This window comes from Plantactinospora sp. B6F1, from assembly GCF_040120695.1.
Classification (GTDB): Bacteria; Actinomycetota; Actinomycetes; order Mycobacteriales; family Micromonosporaceae; genus Plantactinospora.
On record NZ_JBEEAC010000011.1, the window covers coordinates 59400 to 77116 of the forward strand.

15 protein-coding genes are annotated in these 17717 nt (G+C 70.8%); 10 read left to right on the forward strand and 5 right to left on the reverse strand.

Going from position 1 to position 17717, the window contains the following annotated elements:
- Positions 1–31: 31 nt before the first annotated feature.
- From ABNF97_RS16465 to ABNF97_RS16480, 4 genes are all read right to left on the reverse strand, one after another.
- Entirely contained in the window at positions 32–2104 is a 2073-nt protein-coding gene (locus ABNF97_RS16465) for a glycoside hydrolase family 2 TIM barrel-domain containing protein (RefSeq protein ID WP_207230573.1), read from the reverse strand.
- Positions 2101–3021, reverse strand: coding sequence for an ABC transporter permease subunit (locus ABNF97_RS16470; protein ID WP_130463732.1), 921 nt, complete (start codon positions 3019–3021; stop codon positions 2101–2103). The genes ABNF97_RS16465 and ABNF97_RS16470 overlap by 4 nt, the downstream gene beginning before the upstream one ends.
- Positions 3018–3914 (reverse strand): ABC transporter permease subunit, encoded by an 897-nt coding sequence (locus tag ABNF97_RS16475; protein ID WP_130463733.1) that lies wholly within the window; start codon positions 3912–3914, stop codon positions 3018–3020. The genes ABNF97_RS16470 and ABNF97_RS16475 overlap by 4 nt, the downstream gene beginning before the upstream one ends.
- Positions 3915–4000: 86 nt before the next feature.
- On the reverse strand, positions 4001–5338 hold the full coding sequence (locus tag ABNF97_RS16480; protein ID WP_130463734.1) for an extracellular solute-binding protein: 1338 nt from the start codon (positions 5336–5338) through the stop codon (positions 4001–4003).
- A gap of 232 nt (positions 5339–5570) precedes the next feature.
- Here ABNF97_RS16480 and ABNF97_RS16485 point away from each other — a divergent pair, with 232 nt between their 5' ends.
- From ABNF97_RS16485 to ABNF97_RS16510, 6 genes are all read left to right on the forward strand, one after another.
- Complete coding sequence (locus tag ABNF97_RS16485; protein WP_130463735.1) at positions 5571–6317, forward strand: FCD domain-containing protein; 747 nt, start codon at positions 5571–5573, stop codon at positions 6315–6317.
- 36 nt (positions 6318–6353) lie between these two features.
- Positions 6354–9326 (forward strand): discoidin domain-containing protein, encoded by a 2973-nt coding sequence (locus ABNF97_RS16490; protein WP_349339040.1) that lies wholly within the window; start codon positions 6354–6356, stop codon positions 9324–9326.
- 145 nt (positions 9327–9471) lie between these two features.
- Positions 9472–10023 carry a DUF1707 domain-containing protein gene (locus ABNF97_RS16495; RefSeq protein ID WP_130463737.1) on the forward strand — a complete coding sequence of 184 codons (552 nt, stop codon included), beginning with the start codon at positions 9472–9474 and terminating at the stop codon, positions 10021–10023.
- A gap of 33 nt (positions 10024–10056) precedes the next feature.
- Positions 10057–10263 (forward strand): hypothetical protein, encoded by a 207-nt coding sequence (locus tag ABNF97_RS16500; RefSeq protein ID WP_349339041.1) that lies wholly within the window; start codon positions 10057–10059, stop codon positions 10261–10263.
- Positions 10264–10335: 72 nt separating this feature from the next.
- Complete coding sequence (locus ABNF97_RS16505) at positions 10336–10851, forward strand: SigE family RNA polymerase sigma factor (RefSeq protein WP_349339042.1); 516 nt, start codon at positions 10336–10338, stop codon at positions 10849–10851.
- Positions 10848–11759, forward strand: coding sequence for a hypothetical protein (locus ABNF97_RS16510; RefSeq protein WP_349339043.1), 912 nt, complete (start codon positions 10848–10850; stop codon positions 11757–11759). Before ABNF97_RS16505 ends, ABNF97_RS16510 begins: the two co-directional genes overlap by 4 nt.
- Positions 11760–11790: 31 nt before the next feature.
- On the opposite strand, the gene ABNF97_RS16515 is transcribed toward ABNF97_RS16510, so the two are convergent.
- The gene (locus ABNF97_RS16515; RefSeq protein WP_130463738.1) at positions 11791–12726 is read right to left on the reverse strand and encodes a LysR substrate-binding domain-containing protein; all 936 of its coding nucleotides are present in this window, start codon (positions 12724–12726) and stop codon (positions 11791–11793) included.
- Positions 12727–12755: 29 nt separating this feature from the next.
- On the opposite strand from ABNF97_RS16515, the gene ABNF97_RS16520 reads away from it, so the two are divergent.
- From ABNF97_RS16520 to ABNF97_RS16535, 4 genes are all read left to right on the forward strand, one after another.
- The gene (locus ABNF97_RS16520; RefSeq protein WP_130463739.1) at positions 12756–13487 is read left to right on the forward strand and encodes a succinate dehydrogenase cytochrome b subunit; all 732 of its coding nucleotides are present in this window, start codon (positions 12756–12758) and stop codon (positions 13485–13487) included.
- 41 nt (positions 13488–13528) lie between these two features.
- Positions 13529–15466 carry a fumarate reductase/succinate dehydrogenase flavoprotein subunit gene (locus ABNF97_RS16525; protein WP_130466118.1) on the forward strand — a complete coding sequence of 646 codons (1938 nt, stop codon included), beginning with the start codon at positions 13529–13531 and terminating at the stop codon, positions 15464–15466.
- Positions 15463–16224: a succinate dehydrogenase/fumarate reductase iron-sulfur subunit gene (locus ABNF97_RS16530; protein ID WP_130463740.1), complete on the forward strand. Its 762-nt coding sequence runs from the start codon at positions 15463–15465 to the stop codon at positions 16222–16224. The genes ABNF97_RS16525 and ABNF97_RS16530 overlap by 4 nt, the downstream gene beginning before the upstream one ends.
- A gap of 365 nt (positions 16225–16589) precedes the next feature.
- Positions 16590–17606: a serine hydrolase gene (locus ABNF97_RS16535; RefSeq protein ID WP_349339045.1), complete on the forward strand. Its 1017-nt coding sequence runs from the start codon at positions 16590–16592 to the stop codon at positions 17604–17606.
- The last annotated feature ends 111 nt before the right edge of the window (positions 17607–17717 follow it).

The window sequence follows — 17717 nt, forward strand, 5'->3', positions numbered from 1 at the left end:
GGAGTCGGGGGCTCAGCGCGGTGAACGGGGCTCAGCGCGGTGAACGTGCGTCCTTGAACGCGTCGTACACCAGCCGGCGCGTGCGGGAGTCGAAGCCGACCATTCCCATCACGGAGATGCCGTTGTACTCCTGGTTGTAGCCGCACCGTTGCTTGTAGTCCTTGAGCACCCAGTACGTGTACCCGGCGACGTAGTCGGCGCGGGCCGACACCTGTGCCCAGTGCGCGCGGAAGCTGGCCTCCTGCCACTCCTCGGTGCCCTGCTCGTCGACGGGGCCGTGGTGGCCGAGGAACGACCAGGTGCCGTTCTCGGTGATCAGGATCGGCTTGTCCGGGTGCCGGGTGTGCACGTCGTCGATGGCCGGGCCGAGATCGGAGTCCTGGCCGTAGAAGTAGCCGAAGTACTCGTTGAAGCCGATGACGTCCGCGATGTCGAACGCCGGATCGAATGTCGTGCTCGACGCCCAGGTGACCGGACGGTCCTGCAGGTCCACCGCCTTGACGGCGTCCTTCATGTCCTGGAGCCAGGCCCGGTAGACGGCGCCGCCGTCTGCGTCGATCTCCGACTCGTTCTGCAGGCACCAGAGGATCACCGAGGGGCTGTTGTGCTGGTTCCAGGCCATCACCGTCGCGAGCGCCCGGGACAGCCCGTAGCTGGTGGTCTGCACCCGCTCCTGGTCGGTGTTGATCCACATGTTGTCGATGTCGTCCATCACGAAGACGCCGTGCCGGTCGGCCCACCGGTAGACGTACGGGTGCCGGTTGTAGACCGTGTTGCGGAGCATGTTCGCGCCGGCGTCGCGGGCGAGGCCGAGCTCGTGGTCGTACTCCCTGCGGGTCATCGACCGACCACTCGCGGCCGTCTCCTCGTGCCAGTTCATCGCCTTGAGGAACACCGGCGCACCGTTGACCCGCAGCGTCGACCCCGTGGTGTCCACCGAGCGCAGACCGTACTCCGTCCGCAGCTGGTCGAGCCGCCGGCCGTCGCCACCCCGCGGCCCGGTCGCCCGCAGTTGGGCCGTCGCGGTCAACAGGTTCGGATCGGCCGGGCTCCAGGCCGGCGCGTCCGGCACCGCGATCTGGACCCGGGCCACCGCGACGCGGCCGGCGGGGACCGTCACCGGCACCGCTGACTCGCCGGCCCGCAGGCCCCGGCCGGGCGACACGACGACGTGGCCGGTGAACGCTCGACCGCTGCGGTTCTCCACCACGACCCGGGCCTCGAACCGGCCGTCCCGGGCCGACACGAGCACCTTCGGGATGCTCACCTCGGGCACGGCCTCCAGCCACACCGAGCGGGTGATGCCGGCGTACGGCCAGTAGTCGACCGGCTTCCACGGCACCGCGAGCGGGTCGGTGACCGGGCCGGTCCCGGCCCGGTAGTCGGTGTACGAGGCACGGCGGTGCACCCGTACCACGATGACCGCCCGCTGCCCGGGCTTGACCACCTCGCCGACCGGCAGGGCGAACGGTGTGTGGCCGCCCTCGTGCGCGCCGACGAACCTACCGTTCACCCAGACGTCGGCCCGGTAGTTCACCGCCAGGAAGTTGAGCCGCACCCGCTGCCCCCGCCAGCTGCCCGGGATCGTCACCGTGCTGCGGTACCAGGCGTAGCCGTCCTGGAACGCGGTTCCCTCGCCGAAGTGTGTGCCGTCGTAGCCGCCGAAGTCCGGGGTGTCGTGCAGGTCCCACGACGAGGGGACCCCGATCGCGTCCCAACCCGCGGGGTCGACGTCGGGCCGCTCCCAGCCGGCCCGGAGTCCCTCGTCCTCGGGGTCGAACCGGAAGCGCCACCGTCCGTCCAGGACACGGTAGCCCCGGGTCGGCTCGCGCCGGTCCCAGCCGTCGAAGGCCGGAACGACATGGCCGTACTGGAACACCACACCGGTCCCGTCGATCCGCTCGATCCGGGTGCCGGCGGGTTCCCGGTCACCGTGCGGCGGCAGCGAGGGGGTGGGCGCGGCACTGCTGACGGCGGCGGCAGCGGCGGCGGTGCCGGGCAACCCGGCGGTCACGGCGGTGAGCGAGGCGGCCGTCAACACGGTACGGCGGCTGGCCCGCAACGGTGGGTTCATCAGGTTCTCCAGGTGGTTTCGAACGGTCATGCCTTGACGCTTCCCTCGGTCAGCCCGCCCCGCCAGAACCGCTGGAGTACGACGATGGCGACCATCAGCGGCAGCACCGACAGGAGTGCACCCCCGACGGTCAGTTGGTGGAGGTCGGGCTGCCGTCCGGCGAAGGACTGCCAGGAGGTGAGGCCGAGGGTGATGGGATACAGGCTCGGGTCGGAGAGCATCACCAGCGGTAGGAAGTAGTTGTTCCAGATGCCGACGAACTGGAACAGGAAGACCGTCACCAGCGCCGGGGTCATGAGGCGCAGCGCGAGGGTCGCGAAGATGCGTCGCTCGCTGGCCCCGTCGATGCGCGCCGACTCCAGCAGGGAGTCGGGGACGGCGGTCGCGGCGTAGATCCGGCAGAGGTAGACGCCGAACGGGCTGACCACCGACGGCAGGAGCACGGCCCAGTAGGTGTTCGCGAGACCGACCTTGCTGACCATCAGGTAGAGCGGGAGGGCGAGCGCGGTACCCGGGATCAGCACACCGGCGAGGATGACGTTGAACAGCGCCTCCCGGCCCCGGAAGCGGTACTTCGCCAGTGCGTAGCCCGCCATGGCGGCGATGAGGGTCGCGACCACGCTGCCCACCCCGGCGTAGAGGACGCTGTTGACGACCCAACGCAGGTAGATCCCGTCGTCATAGGTCAGCACGTTGCGGAGGTTGTCGAGCAGCCGCGGCTCGGAGAACCACAGTCCGAAGGAGCCGAAGAGCTGATCCGTGGACTTCGTCGAGGCGACGACGAGCCAGTAGACCGGCAGCAGGAAGTACGTCGCGAAGACCGTGAGCAGGCCGACGACGACGATCCGCCAGCGCAGCGCCGGCCCGCGACGGTGCCGGCGCGCCGCGCCGGCCGGGTCCGGCGAGCCGGCGGGTCGCTGCACGTGCGGTTCGACAAGGGTGGTCACCGGTCGTCCCCCTTGCGTCCGACAAGGCGGAGGAAGCCGAACGACAGCACGCACGCGGCCACCGCCAGGATGACCGCCTGCGCCGAGGCGAGGCTGTAGTTGTTGTTGGCGAACGCCTGGGTGTACGCGGCCAGGTTCGGCGTGTAGGACGTGTTGATCGCGGTGGAGACCGGGCGCAGCACCAGCGGCTCGGCGAACAGCTGGAGGGTGCCGATGATGGTGAAGACGGTGGTGAGCACGATCGCCGGCCGGACGAGGGGCAGCTTCACGTAGCGGATCACCTGCCAGGCGTTGGCGCCGTCGATCTGGGCCGCCTCGTACAGCTCGCTGTTGATCGCCTTGAGCTGTGCGACGATGACCAGCATGTTGTAGCCAGCGAACTCCCAGGTCACGATGTTGGCGATGGCCCAGAGCACGCTGCCGGAGTCGAGCAGGTTCACGGTCAGGCCGGCGGAGTCGAGCAGGTCGACGATCGGGCTGACGCCGGGGACGTAGAGAAATCCCCAGAGGATCGAGGCGATGACGCCCGGCACCCCGTACGGCAGGAAGTAGGCCGTGCGGAAGAAGCGCACGCCGCGGGCGGCGGCCGCGTCGAGCAGCAGCGCCAACGCGGTGGCCAGGGCGATCATCACCGGCACCTGTACCGCGGCGAACAGCAGCACCCGGGCGATGCTGTCCAGGAACGTGCTGTCGGTGAGCGCGGCACGGTAGTTCGAGAGGCCGGCGAAGACCGTGTGGGATCCGCCGAGCCCGAGCGGCCCGCTCCGTTCCACCCTCAGCAGGCTCTGGTAGATCGCGTAGCCGATCGGCAGGACGAAGAAGGCGGCGAACAGCAGGACGAAGGGGGCCAGGAACCCGGCCGCGGCGGTCCGGTCTGATCGGCGTGTACGCATGCGGTTTCCCCCGGGTGGTGATTGGACACGTCGGGTGCGGCCGGTGCCGGCGCCCGCCCGGAGTGGGACGGGCGCCGGCCCTCCGGTCAGCCGGCCTTGACCTTGAGGCCCTTCGCCTTCAGGTCGGCCACGGTCTTGGCCTGCGCCGCCTCGACGGCGTCGACGAAGGTGCCCTGGCCGGCGATCGCCTTCTGGAAGCCGTCGTTGAGGTGCTCGTAGGTCGCCGCGGTGGTGGGGGTCCAGGACCAGTCCTGGTCGATGGCCTTGTCCGCCTCGGCGAAGACGTCGTTGATCTTCTGCCCGCCGAAGAAGTCGTACGGCTTGTCCAGCGCCGAGCCGGACAGCGCGTCCTTCGCCGCCGGCCAGCCGTAGCCGCCCTGGATGAGCAGGTCGATGCTTGCCGGGTCGGTGTTCAACCAGACGGCGAAGTCCTTCGCCTCCTTGGGGTACTTCGCTCCCTTGAGAACCGCGGTCGACGAGCCGCCCCAGTTGGCGGAGGCGAACTCCGCGCCGTCCCACTGCGGCATCGGCGCGACCCGCCACTTCCCGGCGGTCTGCGGCGCGTTGCCGGCGAGGATGGCGTCACCCCACTGGGCACTCACCCAGCCGACGATGGCGCCCTCCTGTAGGTCCTTGTACCAGCCGTTCTGGAAGTCGGGATCGGTCTTGACCAGCTTGTCCCGGACCATGGCGTCCCAGTACTCGGCGACCTTGCGGGTCTCCGGACTGTTGATGTTGACGATCCAGGTGTCGCCCTCGACGCCGAACCACTTGGCGCCGGCCTGCCAGGCCAGCGAGGTGAACCAGGCGGAGTTGCCCGGCGGGAACGTCGAGATGTACGCCTTGGGGTCCTTCGCGCGGATGGTCTGGGCCGCCTGCCGGAACTCGTTCCAGGTCTTCGGCGGCTGGATTCCCCACCGGCTGAACAGGTCCTGCCGGTAGAAGAACCCCATCGGGCCGGAGGCCTGCGGGATGGCGTAGACACCGCCGTTGAAGACGGTCTGCTGCCACTGCCATTCGACGAACTTGCCGGCATCGTCCTTGGCGCCGTACTTCGTCAGGTCAACCAGGCCATCCTCCAGGAGGAAGCCGGGGATCTCCTGGTACTCCACCTGGGCCAGGTCCGGCGCACCGGTGCCGGCCTCCAGCGCGGAGTACATCTTCGCGTAGCCGCCCGAGCTGCCCGCCGGGATCTTCTCCAGCTTGACCTGGACCTCGGGGTTCTTGGAGTTCCACAGGTCGACGGCCTTGTCCACCCCGGGCACCCAGGACCAGAAGGTCATGGTGATCTTCTCGCCCGGCTTGCGGGCTCCCTCACCGGCGGTGTCCGCCGAGTCCGACCCGCAGCCGGCGACGACCATGGCGAGCACCAGCCCGAACAGCAGCGCGATCCGGCCCCTGCAGAGAGCGCGGGTTCGCCTCATCCTGTCTCCTCACTCGCGGTCCACCACCGGTGGCGGTGGACGTTGCGGGCTCGGCACGCCGCTGAGCCGGACGGCTCGGTGCTGCCGGACGCCCTGGACTGCTTGGCACGAGCCTCATGTATCGACATACTCATGTCAAGATCTAGTCATAAAAAATGCTTTCATTTATCGTGGACGCGGCCGGGCCGACTGCCGGGCCGAGGTCGCAGGTCCGGGTAGGAACGGGGCGGGAATGATCGGAAGAAGGACCACCGGCGCGTACCAGGGCCGCGGCCTGCACGGCGAGGTGGTGGAGCGACTCGGCCGGCGCATCCTCACCGGCGATCTGGCCGAAGGCGAGACACTGGACGTGCCGGGCATCGAAGTCGAACTGGACGTGAGCCGTACGGTGCTGCGCGAGGCGCTCCGCGTGCTCAAGGCCAAGGGGCTCGTCGACGCCCGCCCCAAACGCGGCACGTTCATACAGCCTCGCAGCCAGTGGCGGCTGCTCGACCCGGACGTGGTGCGCTGGCGGTTCGAGGGCCTGCCGGACAGCCAGTTCCTCGACGACCTCGCGGAGGTGCGCGGCATCCTCGAACCGGCCAGTGCCCGGCTGGCCGCGTTGCGCCGTACCGACGCCGACATCGCCGCGATGGAGCGGGCACTGGAGCTGATGGCGGCGGCGGCGCGCGGCGACGGCGACGCGGTCGAGGCCGATCTCGCGTTCCACCGCGCCCTGCTCGCCGCCACCCACAACGAGTTGCTGGTCAGCATGGAGGTGGTGCTGGAGACCGGGCTGGCCGCCCGGGACCGGATGGTGCACGGCGCCGTACAGGACGACGACCCCACCCCCGCCCACGCCGCGGTGCTGGCGGCGATCCGCGCCCGCGACGCCGAGGGTGCGGGCAGCGCCGCCACCGCGCTGCTCGCCAAGAGCCTGCTCGACATCGAGCGGGCCCGGGCCGCCGGCCCCGTTGCACCATCCCGAGAGCCACAGTGAGCCGCCGAACGGAACCGATCCGATAGGGAGACACTGGTGAACCTGATTCGGTCCAGGTCAGGAAACAACGACGGATACCGGCTGCTGGCCGGCGCGCTCTCGCTCACTCTGGGGGTGCTTCCGGCGGTAGCGCCGGCGCCGGCCGAAGCGGCGGCCGACATTGCCACGCACACCATCAGGATCGACGGCGCGGACACCGGCCGGACGTTCGACGGTGTCGGCGGGGTCAGTGCCGGCGGGTCGTCCCGGCTGCTGCTCGACTACCCCGTGCGGGAGCGGGACGAGATCCTCGACTATCTCTTCCGGCCGAACTACGGTGCCGCCCTCGACATCCTCAAGGTCGAAATCGGCGGCGACGTCGACGCCACGGTGGGCGCGGAACCCAGCCACATGCGGACCCCCGACCAGGTCGACTGTGCCCGCGGCTACGAGTGGTGGCTGATGTCCGAGGCGCGCGAACGCAACGCCGACATCAGGTTCTACGGCCTGCCGTGGGGAGCACCGGGCTGGTTCGACGGCGGCTACTGGTCCGGGGACCGGGTGGAGTACCTCGTGACATGGCTCCAGTGCGCCCGGCAGAACGGCTTCCACATCGACTACCTCGGCGCGGCCAACGAGAGCGGCTTCAACCGCGACGTGTACGTCGAGCTCGGAAGGGCACTCGACGCGGCCGGCTTCGGCGACGTACAGATCGTCGCGACGGACAACCACAGCCCGCCCGACTACTGGTTCGCGGCACCGCAGATCGCCGCCGACGCCGAACTCGACGAGGCGATCGACATCCTCGGTGAGCATGACGTGTGCGTGTGGCGGACCCAGCAGCAGAGGTGCTACGCGAGCGAGTCCGCGCTGGCCACGGGAAAGCCCCTGTGGGACAGCGAGAACAGCACCCAGGACTACGACGTGGGTGCGCAGCCACTGGCCCGGGCCATGAACCGGCACTACATCGACGCGCGGATCACCGGAAACCTCAACTGGGCACTGGTCTCGGCCTGGTACGACAACTTCCCGATCGGCGGTACCGGCCTGATGCTGGCGGAGCGGCCGTGGTCGGGGTCCTACGAGGTCGGGCCGAGCATCTGGGTCGACGCGCACACCGCGCAGTTCACCGAACCGGGCTGGCGGTACCTCGACGACGCCGCCGGCTACAGCGGCGCGGGCGCGAGCCACGTGGCCCTGCGGGCGTCGGGCGGCGACGACTACACCGCGGTGATCGAGACGCTCGACTCCTCCGGCCCGGAGAGGCTGCGGTTCGAGGTGTCGGGCGGGCTGGCCAGCACGGCGGTGTCCGTCTGGGTCACCGACCTGACCACCGCGTCCACCGCCGACGACTTCATCCGGCAGGGCAGCGTCGAACCGGTCGACGGGTCGTACGACCTCGTCGTCGAGCCGGGCCGTCTCTACACGGTCTCGACGACCACCGGTCAGGCCAAGGGGTCGGCCGCGGCGGATGCGGACCCGGGAAGCCAGCTCGCCGTGCCGTACGCCGAAGACTTCGAAGGTGTCCGGCGGGGTGGCGCGGGCGACGCCGACGTGGCGCGGCGCGGGCTCGGCCTCGCGCGGTACTTCGCCGACGTCCACGGCGCCTTCGAAGCCGTTCCGTGTGTCGGTGGCCGGGACGGCACCTGCTACGAACAGCAGGTCACCCACCCACCACTCAGCTGGCACAACACGAACATGCCACCGACGACCATGGTCGGCGACCCACGCTGGTGGGGCGACTACGAGGTCAGCGTCGACGCCCTGCTCGACCAGGCCGGGCACGTCGAGCTGCTCGGCCGGGTCGACAGCCAGCAGCACAATGCCGCCGGCTACCACCTCCGGGTCGCCGACAGCGGCGACTGGTCGCTGTTCACCCAGGACGTGCGGAGCCGGGACCGGACGCTGGCGACCGGTCAGGTACCCGCGCTCGGGACCGGCCGGTGGCACCGGCTCGGCCTGCGGTTCAAGGGCGAGCGTGTCACCGCGCTCCTCGACGGACGCGTCCTGGCCACGGTCCAGGATGCCGACCACACCACCGGGCAGGTGGGACTGCGGGTGGGCGGCTGGCAGCGCGCGCAGTTCGACAACCTGCGGGTGGTGCCGACCGGGCCGCGGCCGGCGTTCTACCCGCACTCGGCGATGAGCGCGACGGCGACCAGCGAACACACGGCGAACGACTTCGGACACCACTACCCCGCCCGGCACGCGATCGACGACCACCTGTGGTCGACCTGGCGGTCGAGCTTCGCGCCGATCGAGCCGCTGCCGCAGGCGCTCACGCTCGATCTCGGGCGGGTCACCACCGTCGCCGGCCTCGCGTACACCCCGGCGGTCACCGCGACGGCCGGTGGGATCACCCACTACACCGTCTCGACCAGCAAGGACGGGCGGAAGTTCACCGATGCGGTGCACGGGTACTGGGCGGACACCCTGGCCACGAAGACGGCACCGCTGCCGACCCCGGTTCGCGCCAGGTACGTACGACTGGCGGCGGTCGATGTGAACGGCTGCCCGGCGGCGGCGATGGCAGCCGAGGTCAACGTGTCGAGGACGCGGTTGCCGCGGCTGGGCGCGGGAGAGCCGCCGACCGATCCTGGGCCGAGCTTCCCGCACCTCGTACCGCAGTCAGCGATGACCGCGACGGCGACCAGCCAACAACCGGGATACGAGGCGGGGAGGGCGATCGACGGAAACTGCGCGACGATGTGGCACGAGTCGTGGAGCCCCTACACCCCGCCGCCGCAGTCGGTCACGCTCGACCTCGGCGCGGACTACGACACCCTCGCCCTGGTATACCAGCCGCGGCAGGACGGCAATGCCAACGGCATCGTCACCGAGTACGAGATCGCGCTGAGCACCGACGGCTCCGCCTTCACCACCGTCGCCGAGGGCACCTGGGCGGGTGACGACACCACGAAGGTCGCCGGGTGGGAAGCGACCCGGACGCGGTACGTCAGGTTGACCGCGCAGGCCGGCGTCAGCGGCCACGTGTCGGCCGCAGAGATCAACATCGCGCACACCGGTTGACACCTCCCATCCCGGGCGACCCGGGTCACGGGGGCCGATCAGACATCCGGAGCAGGGTGCCCCGGATATCCCACGGCCGGGCTTCTGTGCCCCAGGCCGTAGTGTTGGTGGGGTGAATGGTGACGTGGTCCCGTCGAGGCGGGAGGTGCGGATATCAGACGCCGAGCGTGAGGCCGTCGTCGCCCGGTTGAGCGCCGCTGTCGCGGAGGGCCGGCTGACCCTGCCCGAGTTCGAGGAGCGCGTCGACGGCGTGCTGCGCGCCCGTACCGACGGCGAGGTGCAGCCCTTCGTCGCCGACCTGCCGGCCGCGGCCCCGGCCGTCGCCCCCGACGAGGTCGTCGAGCTGAGCAGCCACGCCGGGGAGATCAAACGTTCCGGCCGGTGGGCCGTACCCCGCCGGCTGGTGGTGCGCAGCATGGCCGGCACGGTCAAGCTCGACCTGCGGCACGCCGTGATCAGCCACCGGGTGGTCGAGATCAAGCTCGCCACCCAGGCCGGCTCGACGAGCATCGTGCTGCCCCCGGGCGCGACCGCCAACATCGACGGGGTCAACACGAGCGCCGGCACGGCGACGACCAAGGTGCCGTCCACGCCCGAACCCGGTTCGACCGCCCCGCACATCGTCGTCACCGGCAGCACCGCCGCCGGTAGTCTGGTCGTGCGCTACGAGCGCCGCTTCTGGCGCTGGAGCTGGTAGCGCGGCCTACGGCGGCTCTGTGACGCTGCACGGATGCGGGACCGGGAGCGGCGGATCGCCGAGGCGTGGGCATCGATCGACGACTACGCGGACCGGGACGACGACTTCCGTGCCCGCACCTGCCCCGCTACCAACGCTCGATGGCGAACTACGCACTGCTCCTCGACTCCGACGACGGGCAACGCTGACGCCGGGTGGTACGGCAACGCCGGCACCAGCGCGCTGACGCCCGCCGGCTGACTCGGTCGGACATCTCCGTCGGCCGTGGCAACCATCCCCGTCTCCCGCCCTGTTGACCGGTGGGAGGGTGGTGTGGACGAGACAGAGACGGTTTCCGACTTCGAGGCGTACGTGGCGGTGGCGTGGCCCCGGCTGCTGCGCTCGGCGTGGTTGCTGACCGGTGACTGGCACCGCGCCGAGGATCTGCTCCAGACCGTGCTCACCCGGGTCTACGGCAGATGGCCCAGGGTTCGCGCCGGTGTCCCGGACGCCTACCTGCGGACGGTGCTGGCCACCACCTGGCTGAACTGGTGGCGGCGCCGGTGGCGGGACGAGGTGCCGACGGAGCAGGTTCCCGACCGGTCCGACGCGGACCCGCACGCCGATGCCGACATCCGGGACGTGGTCCGCGCCGCGCTGCGCGGACTGCCGCACCAGCAGCGGGCCGTGCTCATGCTGCGCTACCACGCCGACCTGACCGAGGCGGCGACGGCCCAGGCGCTCGGAATCAGCCGGGGCACGGTCAAGTCCTACACGGCCCGGGCGCTCGCCACGCTCCGCGCCGACCCCACGTTGCGGGCCCTGCTGACCGAGGAGGCGACCCGATGAGTGACGAACGGCTCGCGCATCTGCTCGACCAGGCCATCCCGGGGATACCGGAGGAACTGCGCCGGCCGCCACTGGCGGAGCTACGCTCCCGGGTGCGACGTCGGCGTACCCGGCGTACCGTCTTCGCGGCCGCCGGCCTCACGCTGCTCCTGCTGACCGGTCCGGCAGTGTGGTATTCCGGCGCGCTCGACGAAGGCCGGCACAACGGCGGTCCGGCGGGTGAGCCGACCGCCGTCGCGCACGACCGGCTCAACTGGTGGATGGCCCGGATGAACCGGGCCGGCACCGAGATCACGGTCTTCGTCTCGCGCCCGCTCGACGCCCCGCCCTGCCAGGGGGTCTGGCTGCCCGAGGCCACCGTCACGGCCGGCACCACGGCGGTCACGGTGACGGTCTCGGATCGCTCCCCCACGGGCGCCGGCTGCGCCACTTCCGAGAACCTGACGCCGCTCCGGGTCGCCCTACCGGGGTCACTCGCCGAGCGCGCCTTCCTGGACGGGTACGACGGCAGCAGCCGCCCGGTGTACCGGGAGGCGGACCTGCCGGTGGTGCCCGGCGGTCCGGACGGCTGGGCCGAGACACCGGGCTCGTTCGCGGCACCGATCGCGGAGGTCCGGACCGTACCCGGCTACTGGGTACTGTCGTACGGCCGCGTGGGCGGGCCGGACATCATCATCCGGGGACACCGGCCCGAGCACGGCATGCGTGGCGCGCCAGACGGTGACCCGATCGACCGGGTCGAGGTGGCCGGCAACCCGGGCGGGGTCTACCGGACCGGCCCGGACCGGTTCGTCCTGCACTGGGCGGCCACCGGCGTCGAGTACGTGTTGACGGTCGTACCGGCGGAGGGTGAGAGCGTGTCGTTGCCGATGTTCCGCGAGGTGCTGGGCCGCATCGGCGTCAGCTGACCGGACCGCCGGGTTCGGAGCCCGTCGTCGCTCAGTACGGCGTGACCCCCGCCGGCAGCGTCGAGTTCTCGGCTGCCGTACCGATGTGTTGCAGGAGGATCCGCCGGAAGGCCCGCGCCGCGTGCGTGGGTTCCGGCTCCCGGCGCCGGGCCAACGCGATCGTCCGGTGCATTCCGGGTGGGGCCAGCGGGGTGACCCACAGCCTCGGCCGGCGGGCGACCACGATGCCCGGGACCAGGGCCACGCCGAGTCCGGCCTCCACGAAGCTGAGCACCGCGTCCATCTCGCCGCCGTCGACCGCGAGTCTCGGCTCGAAACCCGCCTCCCGGCAGGCCCGCAGGGTGGCGTCCCGTAGGTCGTAGCCCTGCCGGAACATCACCAGTGGCTGGTGGCGCAGGTCGGTGAGGTGCATGGTGCCGGCCGAGTCGATCATCGGCAGCGGATTGAGCGAGGCGACCACCAGGTTGTCCCGGAGGATCGGCTCGGCGATCAGCGCCGGGTCGGCACCGGTCGCCGGCAGGATGATCAGCGCCAGGTCCAACTCGCCCCGGAGCAGGTCGCGGACGAGATCCTGCGACCCGCTCTCCTCCACCCGCAGGTCAACGCCGGGATGGGCGTCCCGGAACCGGCGCAGCACCGCCGGGGCGAGCGAGGTGGCCAGGCTGGGGGTGGCGCCGAGGCGTACCCGGCCACGGCGGACCCCGACGAGTTCCTGGACCTCGCGGCGGGCGGTGTCGACGTCGGCCAGGATCCGCTTGGCGAGCGGCAGCAGCACCTCTCCGGCGGCGGTCAGGGCGACGTTGCCGGGTAGCCGTTCGAAGAGGGGTGCGCCGAGATCCGACTCCAGGGCGTGAATCTGCTTACTCAGGGACGGCTGGGTGATACCGACGTTATCGGCGGCATGAGTGAAATGCCGGGTTTCCGCCACCGCCACGAAGTACCTCAACTGGTGGAGCTGCACGCCGATAGCCTACAGCTATCGACACTGCGGCTTTGATGCATTGGACGACTAGTCAGAGGTCTCCTAGCGTTTCTGTGGTGACAGCTGTATCGACCCGTTCGCCGATCCGGTCCAGCATCGGCCTCAAGGCCGTGATGGCGGTGACGGGCATCCTGCTGGTGCTCTTCCTCATCGCGCACATGCTCGGCAACCTCAAGATCTTCGTTGGTGCGGAGTCGTTCGACCACTACGCGCACTGGCTGCGTACCATCGGCGCCCCCGTGCTGCCGGACACCTGGTACCTGTGGATCCAACGCGCCGTGCTCGGCCTCGCCCTGGTCGCGCACATCTGGTCGGCCACCGTGCTGGCCCGGCGGGCCCGGGCGGCCCGACCCGTCCGGTACGCGCACCGCCCCAGGGTGCAGGGCAGCTACGCGGCCCGGACGATGCGCTGGGGCGGAGTGATCATCGCGCTCTTCGTCGTCTACCACCTGCTGGACCTGACCACCGGTGACCTGAACCCGGTCGGCGACCCGCGCCGGCCGTACGCGAACGTGGCCGCCGACTTCGCGCCGGAACGCTGGTACGTCACCCTCCTCTACACCGTCGCGATCGTCACCCTCGGCTTCCACCTGCGGCACGGGATGTTCAGCGCGTTCCGGAGCCTCGGTCAGCAGACCCCCCGGGGCGAGGCCCGGGCCCGGGCGATCTCGCTCGGTTTCGCCGTCGCGCTCTGCGCCGGTTACCTGGTCGTCCCCTTCGCGGTGATCGCGGGATTGGTGCGTTGACTATGGACTCCACCAAGTTGACTATGGACTCCACCAACGGGCTGGACCTGTTCACCATCGGCGAGCCGATCGCCGACACCAAGGCTCCGGACGGGCCGATCGAGACCCGCTGGCAGCGCCGCCGGTTCGCCGCCAAGCTGGTCAACCCGGCCAACCGGCGCAAGCTCACCGTGATCGTCGTCGGCACCGGGCTGGCCGGCGGCTCGGCCGCCGCGACGCTGGGCGAGCAGGGCTACCAGGTGAGGTCCTACTGTTACCAGGACAGCCCGCGCCGGGCGCACTCGATCGCCGCCCAGGGCGGGATCAACGCCGCCAAGAACTACCGCAACGACGGCGACTCGATCCAGCGGCTCTTCTACGACACCGTCAAGGGCGGCGACTTCCGCTCCCGCGAGTCGAACGTACGCCGGCTCGCCGAGGTCTCGGTGGAGATCATCGACCAGGCGGTGGCCCAGGGCGTACCGTTCGCCCGGGAGTACGGCGGCCTGCTCGACACCCGCTCGTTCGGCGGCGCCCAGGTGCAGCGCACCTTCTATGCCCGGGGCCAGACGGGCCAGCAACTGCTGCTCGGGGCGTACCAGGCGCTGGAGCGGCAGATCGGGCTCGGTCGGGTCGAGATGCACAGCCGGCACGAGATGCTGGAACTGATCGTGGTCGACGGCCGGGCCCGGGGCATCGTGGTTCGAGACCTGGTCACCGGCGAGATCACCTGCGACTTCGCCGACGCCGTGGTACTCGCCTCCGGCGGCTACGGCAACGTCTTCTACCTCTCCACCAACGCCAAGGGCTGCAACGTCACCGCCACCTGGCGGGCGCACCGCAAGGGCGCGCTCTTCGCCAACCCCTGCTACACGCAGATCCACCCCACCTGTATCCCGGTCTCCGGCGACCACCAGTCGAAGCTGACCCTGATGAGCGAGTCGCTGCGCAACGACGGACGGGTCTGGGTGCCGAAGGCGGCCGGCGACGACCGGCCGCCCCGGCAGATCCCGGAGGACGAGCGGGACTACTTCCTGGAGCGGATGTACCCGTCCTTCGGCAACCTCGTCCCCCGGGACATCGCCTCCCGGGCGGCCAAGAACGTCTGCGACTCCGGTCGGGGCGTCGGGCAGACCGGACTCGGCGTCTATCTCGACTTCGCCGACGCGATCGACCGGCTCGGCCGGTCCGCCATCGCCGACCGGTACGGCAACCTCTTCGAGATGTACCAGCGGATCACCGGCGAGGACCCGTACGAGGTGCCGATGCGGATCTATCCGGCCGTGCACTACACGATGGGCGGGCTCTGGGTCGACTACGACCTCCAGTCGACCATTCCCGGCCTCTTCGTGATCGGCGAGGCGAACTTCTCCGACCACGGCGCCAACCGGCTCGGCGCCTCCGCGCTGATGCAGGGCCTGGCCGATGGCTACTTCGTGCTGCCCAGCACCATCGCCGACTACCTCGCGGCCGGGCCGTTCGCGCCGCTGACCGACGACCACCCCGAGGTGGTGGCGGCCCGGGACGACGTCACCGACCGGCTGGGCCGGCTGCTCGCCTGCCGGGGCGACCGGACCGTCGACTCGTTCCACCGGGAGCTGGGCCAGATCATGTGGGACCACTGCGGGATGGAGCGCAGCGACGCCGGGCTGCGCAAGGCGCTCGCCGAGATCCGGAGCCTGCGCGAGCAGTTCTGGCAGCGGGTGCGGGTGCCCGGCGACGGCGAGGGGCTCAACCAGGCGCTGGAGAGGGCCGGCCGGGTCGCCGACTTCTTCGAGCTGGCCGAGCTGATGTGCATCGACGCGCTGCACCGTACCGAGTCGGCGGGCGGGCACTTCCGAGCCGAGAGCCAGACCCCGGAGGGCGAGGCGCAACGCGACGACGACAACTTCGCCTACGTGGCCGCCTGGGAGTTCACCGGTGGCGACCGCCCGCCGGTGCTGCACAGGGAAGACCTGCGTTTCGAGTACGTCCATCCCACCCAACGGAGTTACAAGTGAACCTGACCCTGCGGATCTGGCGGCAGAAGGGACCGGACGACAAGGGTCGGATGGTCAGCTACCAGGTTCCGGACGTCTCCCCCGACATGTCGTTCCTGGAGATGCTTGACGTACTCAACGAGCGGCTGACCCTCGACGGCGAGGACCCGGTCGCCTTCGACCACGACTGCCGGGAGGGCATCTGCGGCGCCTGCGGCATGGTGATCAACGGGGTGGCACACGGACCGGAGCGGGCGACCACCGCCTGCCAGCTCCACATGCGACACTTCTCTGACGGCCAGACCATCGACATCGAGCCATGGCGGGCCAGGGCATTCCCGGTGCTCAAGGACCTCATGGTGGACCGGAGCGCGTTCGACCGGATCATCGCGTCCGGCGGATACATCACCGCGCCGACCGGTGCCGCCCCGGAGGCGCACGCCCAGCTGGTCCGCAAGTCCGACGCGGACGCCGCCTTCGAGTCGGCCGCCTGCATCGGCTGCGGCGCCTGCGTCGCGGCCTGCCCGAACGGCTCGGCGATGCTCTTCACCGCCGCCAAGGTGAGCCACCTGAGCCTGCTGCCGCAGGGCCAGCCGGAACGCGCCACCCGGGTCGTCGGCATGGTCGACGCACACGACGAGGCCGGCTTCGGCGGCTGCACCAACATCGGGGAGTGCACGGCCGTCTGTCCGAAGGGGATTCCGCTGACCAGCATCGGCCGGCTCAACCGCGACTACCTGAAGGCCACCCGGGAACGGGACGGCGCACCCGGTACCTGACCCGCCGGACGGCACCCTGGCACCCCGGCGCGGACGGCACCCTTCCAGGCCCGGCTGGGCACGGACGGCACCCCCCTTCCACGCCCGGCTGTGCACGGACGGCACCCCCCTTCCACGCCCGGCTGCGCACGGACGGCACCCCCCTTCCACGCCCGGCTGCGCACGGACGGCACCCCCCTTCCACGCCCGGCTGCGCACGGACGGCACCCCCCTTCCACGCCCGGCTCGACGGGCACCGCGGGCCGGGCCGGATTCGCCTATTGTTACCGGGCGGCAGACCGCAAATCCGGCAACCGCCCTCGCTCGGGCATCTGGCCGGGCGGCCAGCCGGCGACAACAGCAGCCCTCCGATGGGAGACCACGTAGTGAGCAGGGTGAATCGCAGGACCGCACTGGGCATCGGCACCGCCGCCACCGCCGGCGTCGTGCTCGGCACGGCCACTCCGGCTATGGCCGCCCCGAACAGCGGCCGGGGAATCGAAAGCCCCGACCGGGCCCGGGCCGATCAGGTCGCCGCGATCTACCGGCGGGAGAAGACCCGGGCCGGCGGCAACTGGTACGCGTACCTGAGCGTGGCCAGCGGGACCGGCCCGACCCCGCTGCCGGCGGTACGGGAGAACCCGGACACCGTCGTCGAGGCGTACAGCGTCAACAAGATCGCGGTGGCCACGGCGGTGCTGGACAAGGTCGACCGGGGACTACTCACCCTGGACCAGCGGGTCGAGGTCACCTCGGCGATCGTGGTGGCCGGTGGCGACGGCATCTTCAGCCTGGACGGCGCCTACCCCAGCTCGGTCACCCTGGGACACGTCCTCGCCGCACTGCTGACGGTCTCCGACGACACCGCCGTCCGGCTCTGCGGCCTGGTCTGCCCGGCCGCCGAGCTCAACCAGATCCTGGTCGCCAAGGGCTTCCCGAAGACCCAGGTGGAGCCGGTCGCCAACCCGAACCGGTTCTTCCTCGGCACCAGCACCGCCCGGGAGACCCACGACCTGCTCCAGGCGCTGGTCCGGGGCACGCTGCTCTCCGCCACCTCGACCAGCTTCCTGCTCAACCAGCTCCGCGCGCCGATCGCGTTCACCGACGGCATCCGCCGGAACATGTCCTCGGCCGACCGGGCCCGGATCGCCACCAAGGCGGGCTGGTTCGGCAACGCCCGACACGAGGCAGGGCTGATCTTCGACCCGGCCGGCGCGCCGGTGCTGACCTACGTGCTCTTCGCCGACGGGCAGGCCGACCCGGACAACTTCGGCTCGACGCACCCGGCGGTGCAGGCCCGGGCGGCGATGGGCCCGGCCTTCGTCACCGCGGTCGACGGGCTGAACAACCTCTCCGTGCCGGCCCGCCGGCCCAGGACGTACCGACCGACCAACGGCGGCTGACGCCCGCGCGCCCGCCGGGGTCCGGCCCGGCGGGAGAGGGGTAACCGCCGACCGGCGCCGCCGGACTCCGTCCGGAGCAGGTGCCGGCCGGCGTACCCTCGCTCGTGGAGA

Coding starts and splice junctions, on each gene's coding strand:
- ABNF97_RS16510 (WP_349339043.1), top strand. CDS start 10,848: ATGAGTGACGAACGGCTCGCGCATCTGCTCGACCAGGCCATCCCGGGG.
- ABNF97_RS16465 (WP_207230573.1), bottom strand. CDS start 2,104: ATGACCGTTCGAAACCACCTGGAGAACCTGATGAACCCACCGTTGCGG.
- ABNF97_RS16475 (WP_130463733.1), bottom strand. CDS start 3,914: ATGCGTACACGCCGATCAGACCGGACCGCCGCGGCCGGGTTCCTGGCC.
- ABNF97_RS16480 (WP_130463734.1), bottom strand. CDS start 5,338: ATGAGGCGAACCCGCGCTCTCTGCAGGGGCCGGATCGCGCTGCTGTTC.
- ABNF97_RS16485 (WP_130463735.1), top strand. CDS start 5,571: ATGATCGGAAGAAGGACCACCGGCGCGTACCAGGGCCGCGGCCTGCAC.
- ABNF97_RS16500 (WP_349339041.1), top strand. CDS start 10,057: ATGCGGGACCGGGAGCGGCGGATCGCCGAGGCGTGGGCATCGATCGAC.
- ABNF97_RS16520 (WP_130463739.1), top strand. CDS start 12,756: ATGCATTGGACGACTAGTCAGAGGTCTCCTAGCGTTTCTGTGGTGACA.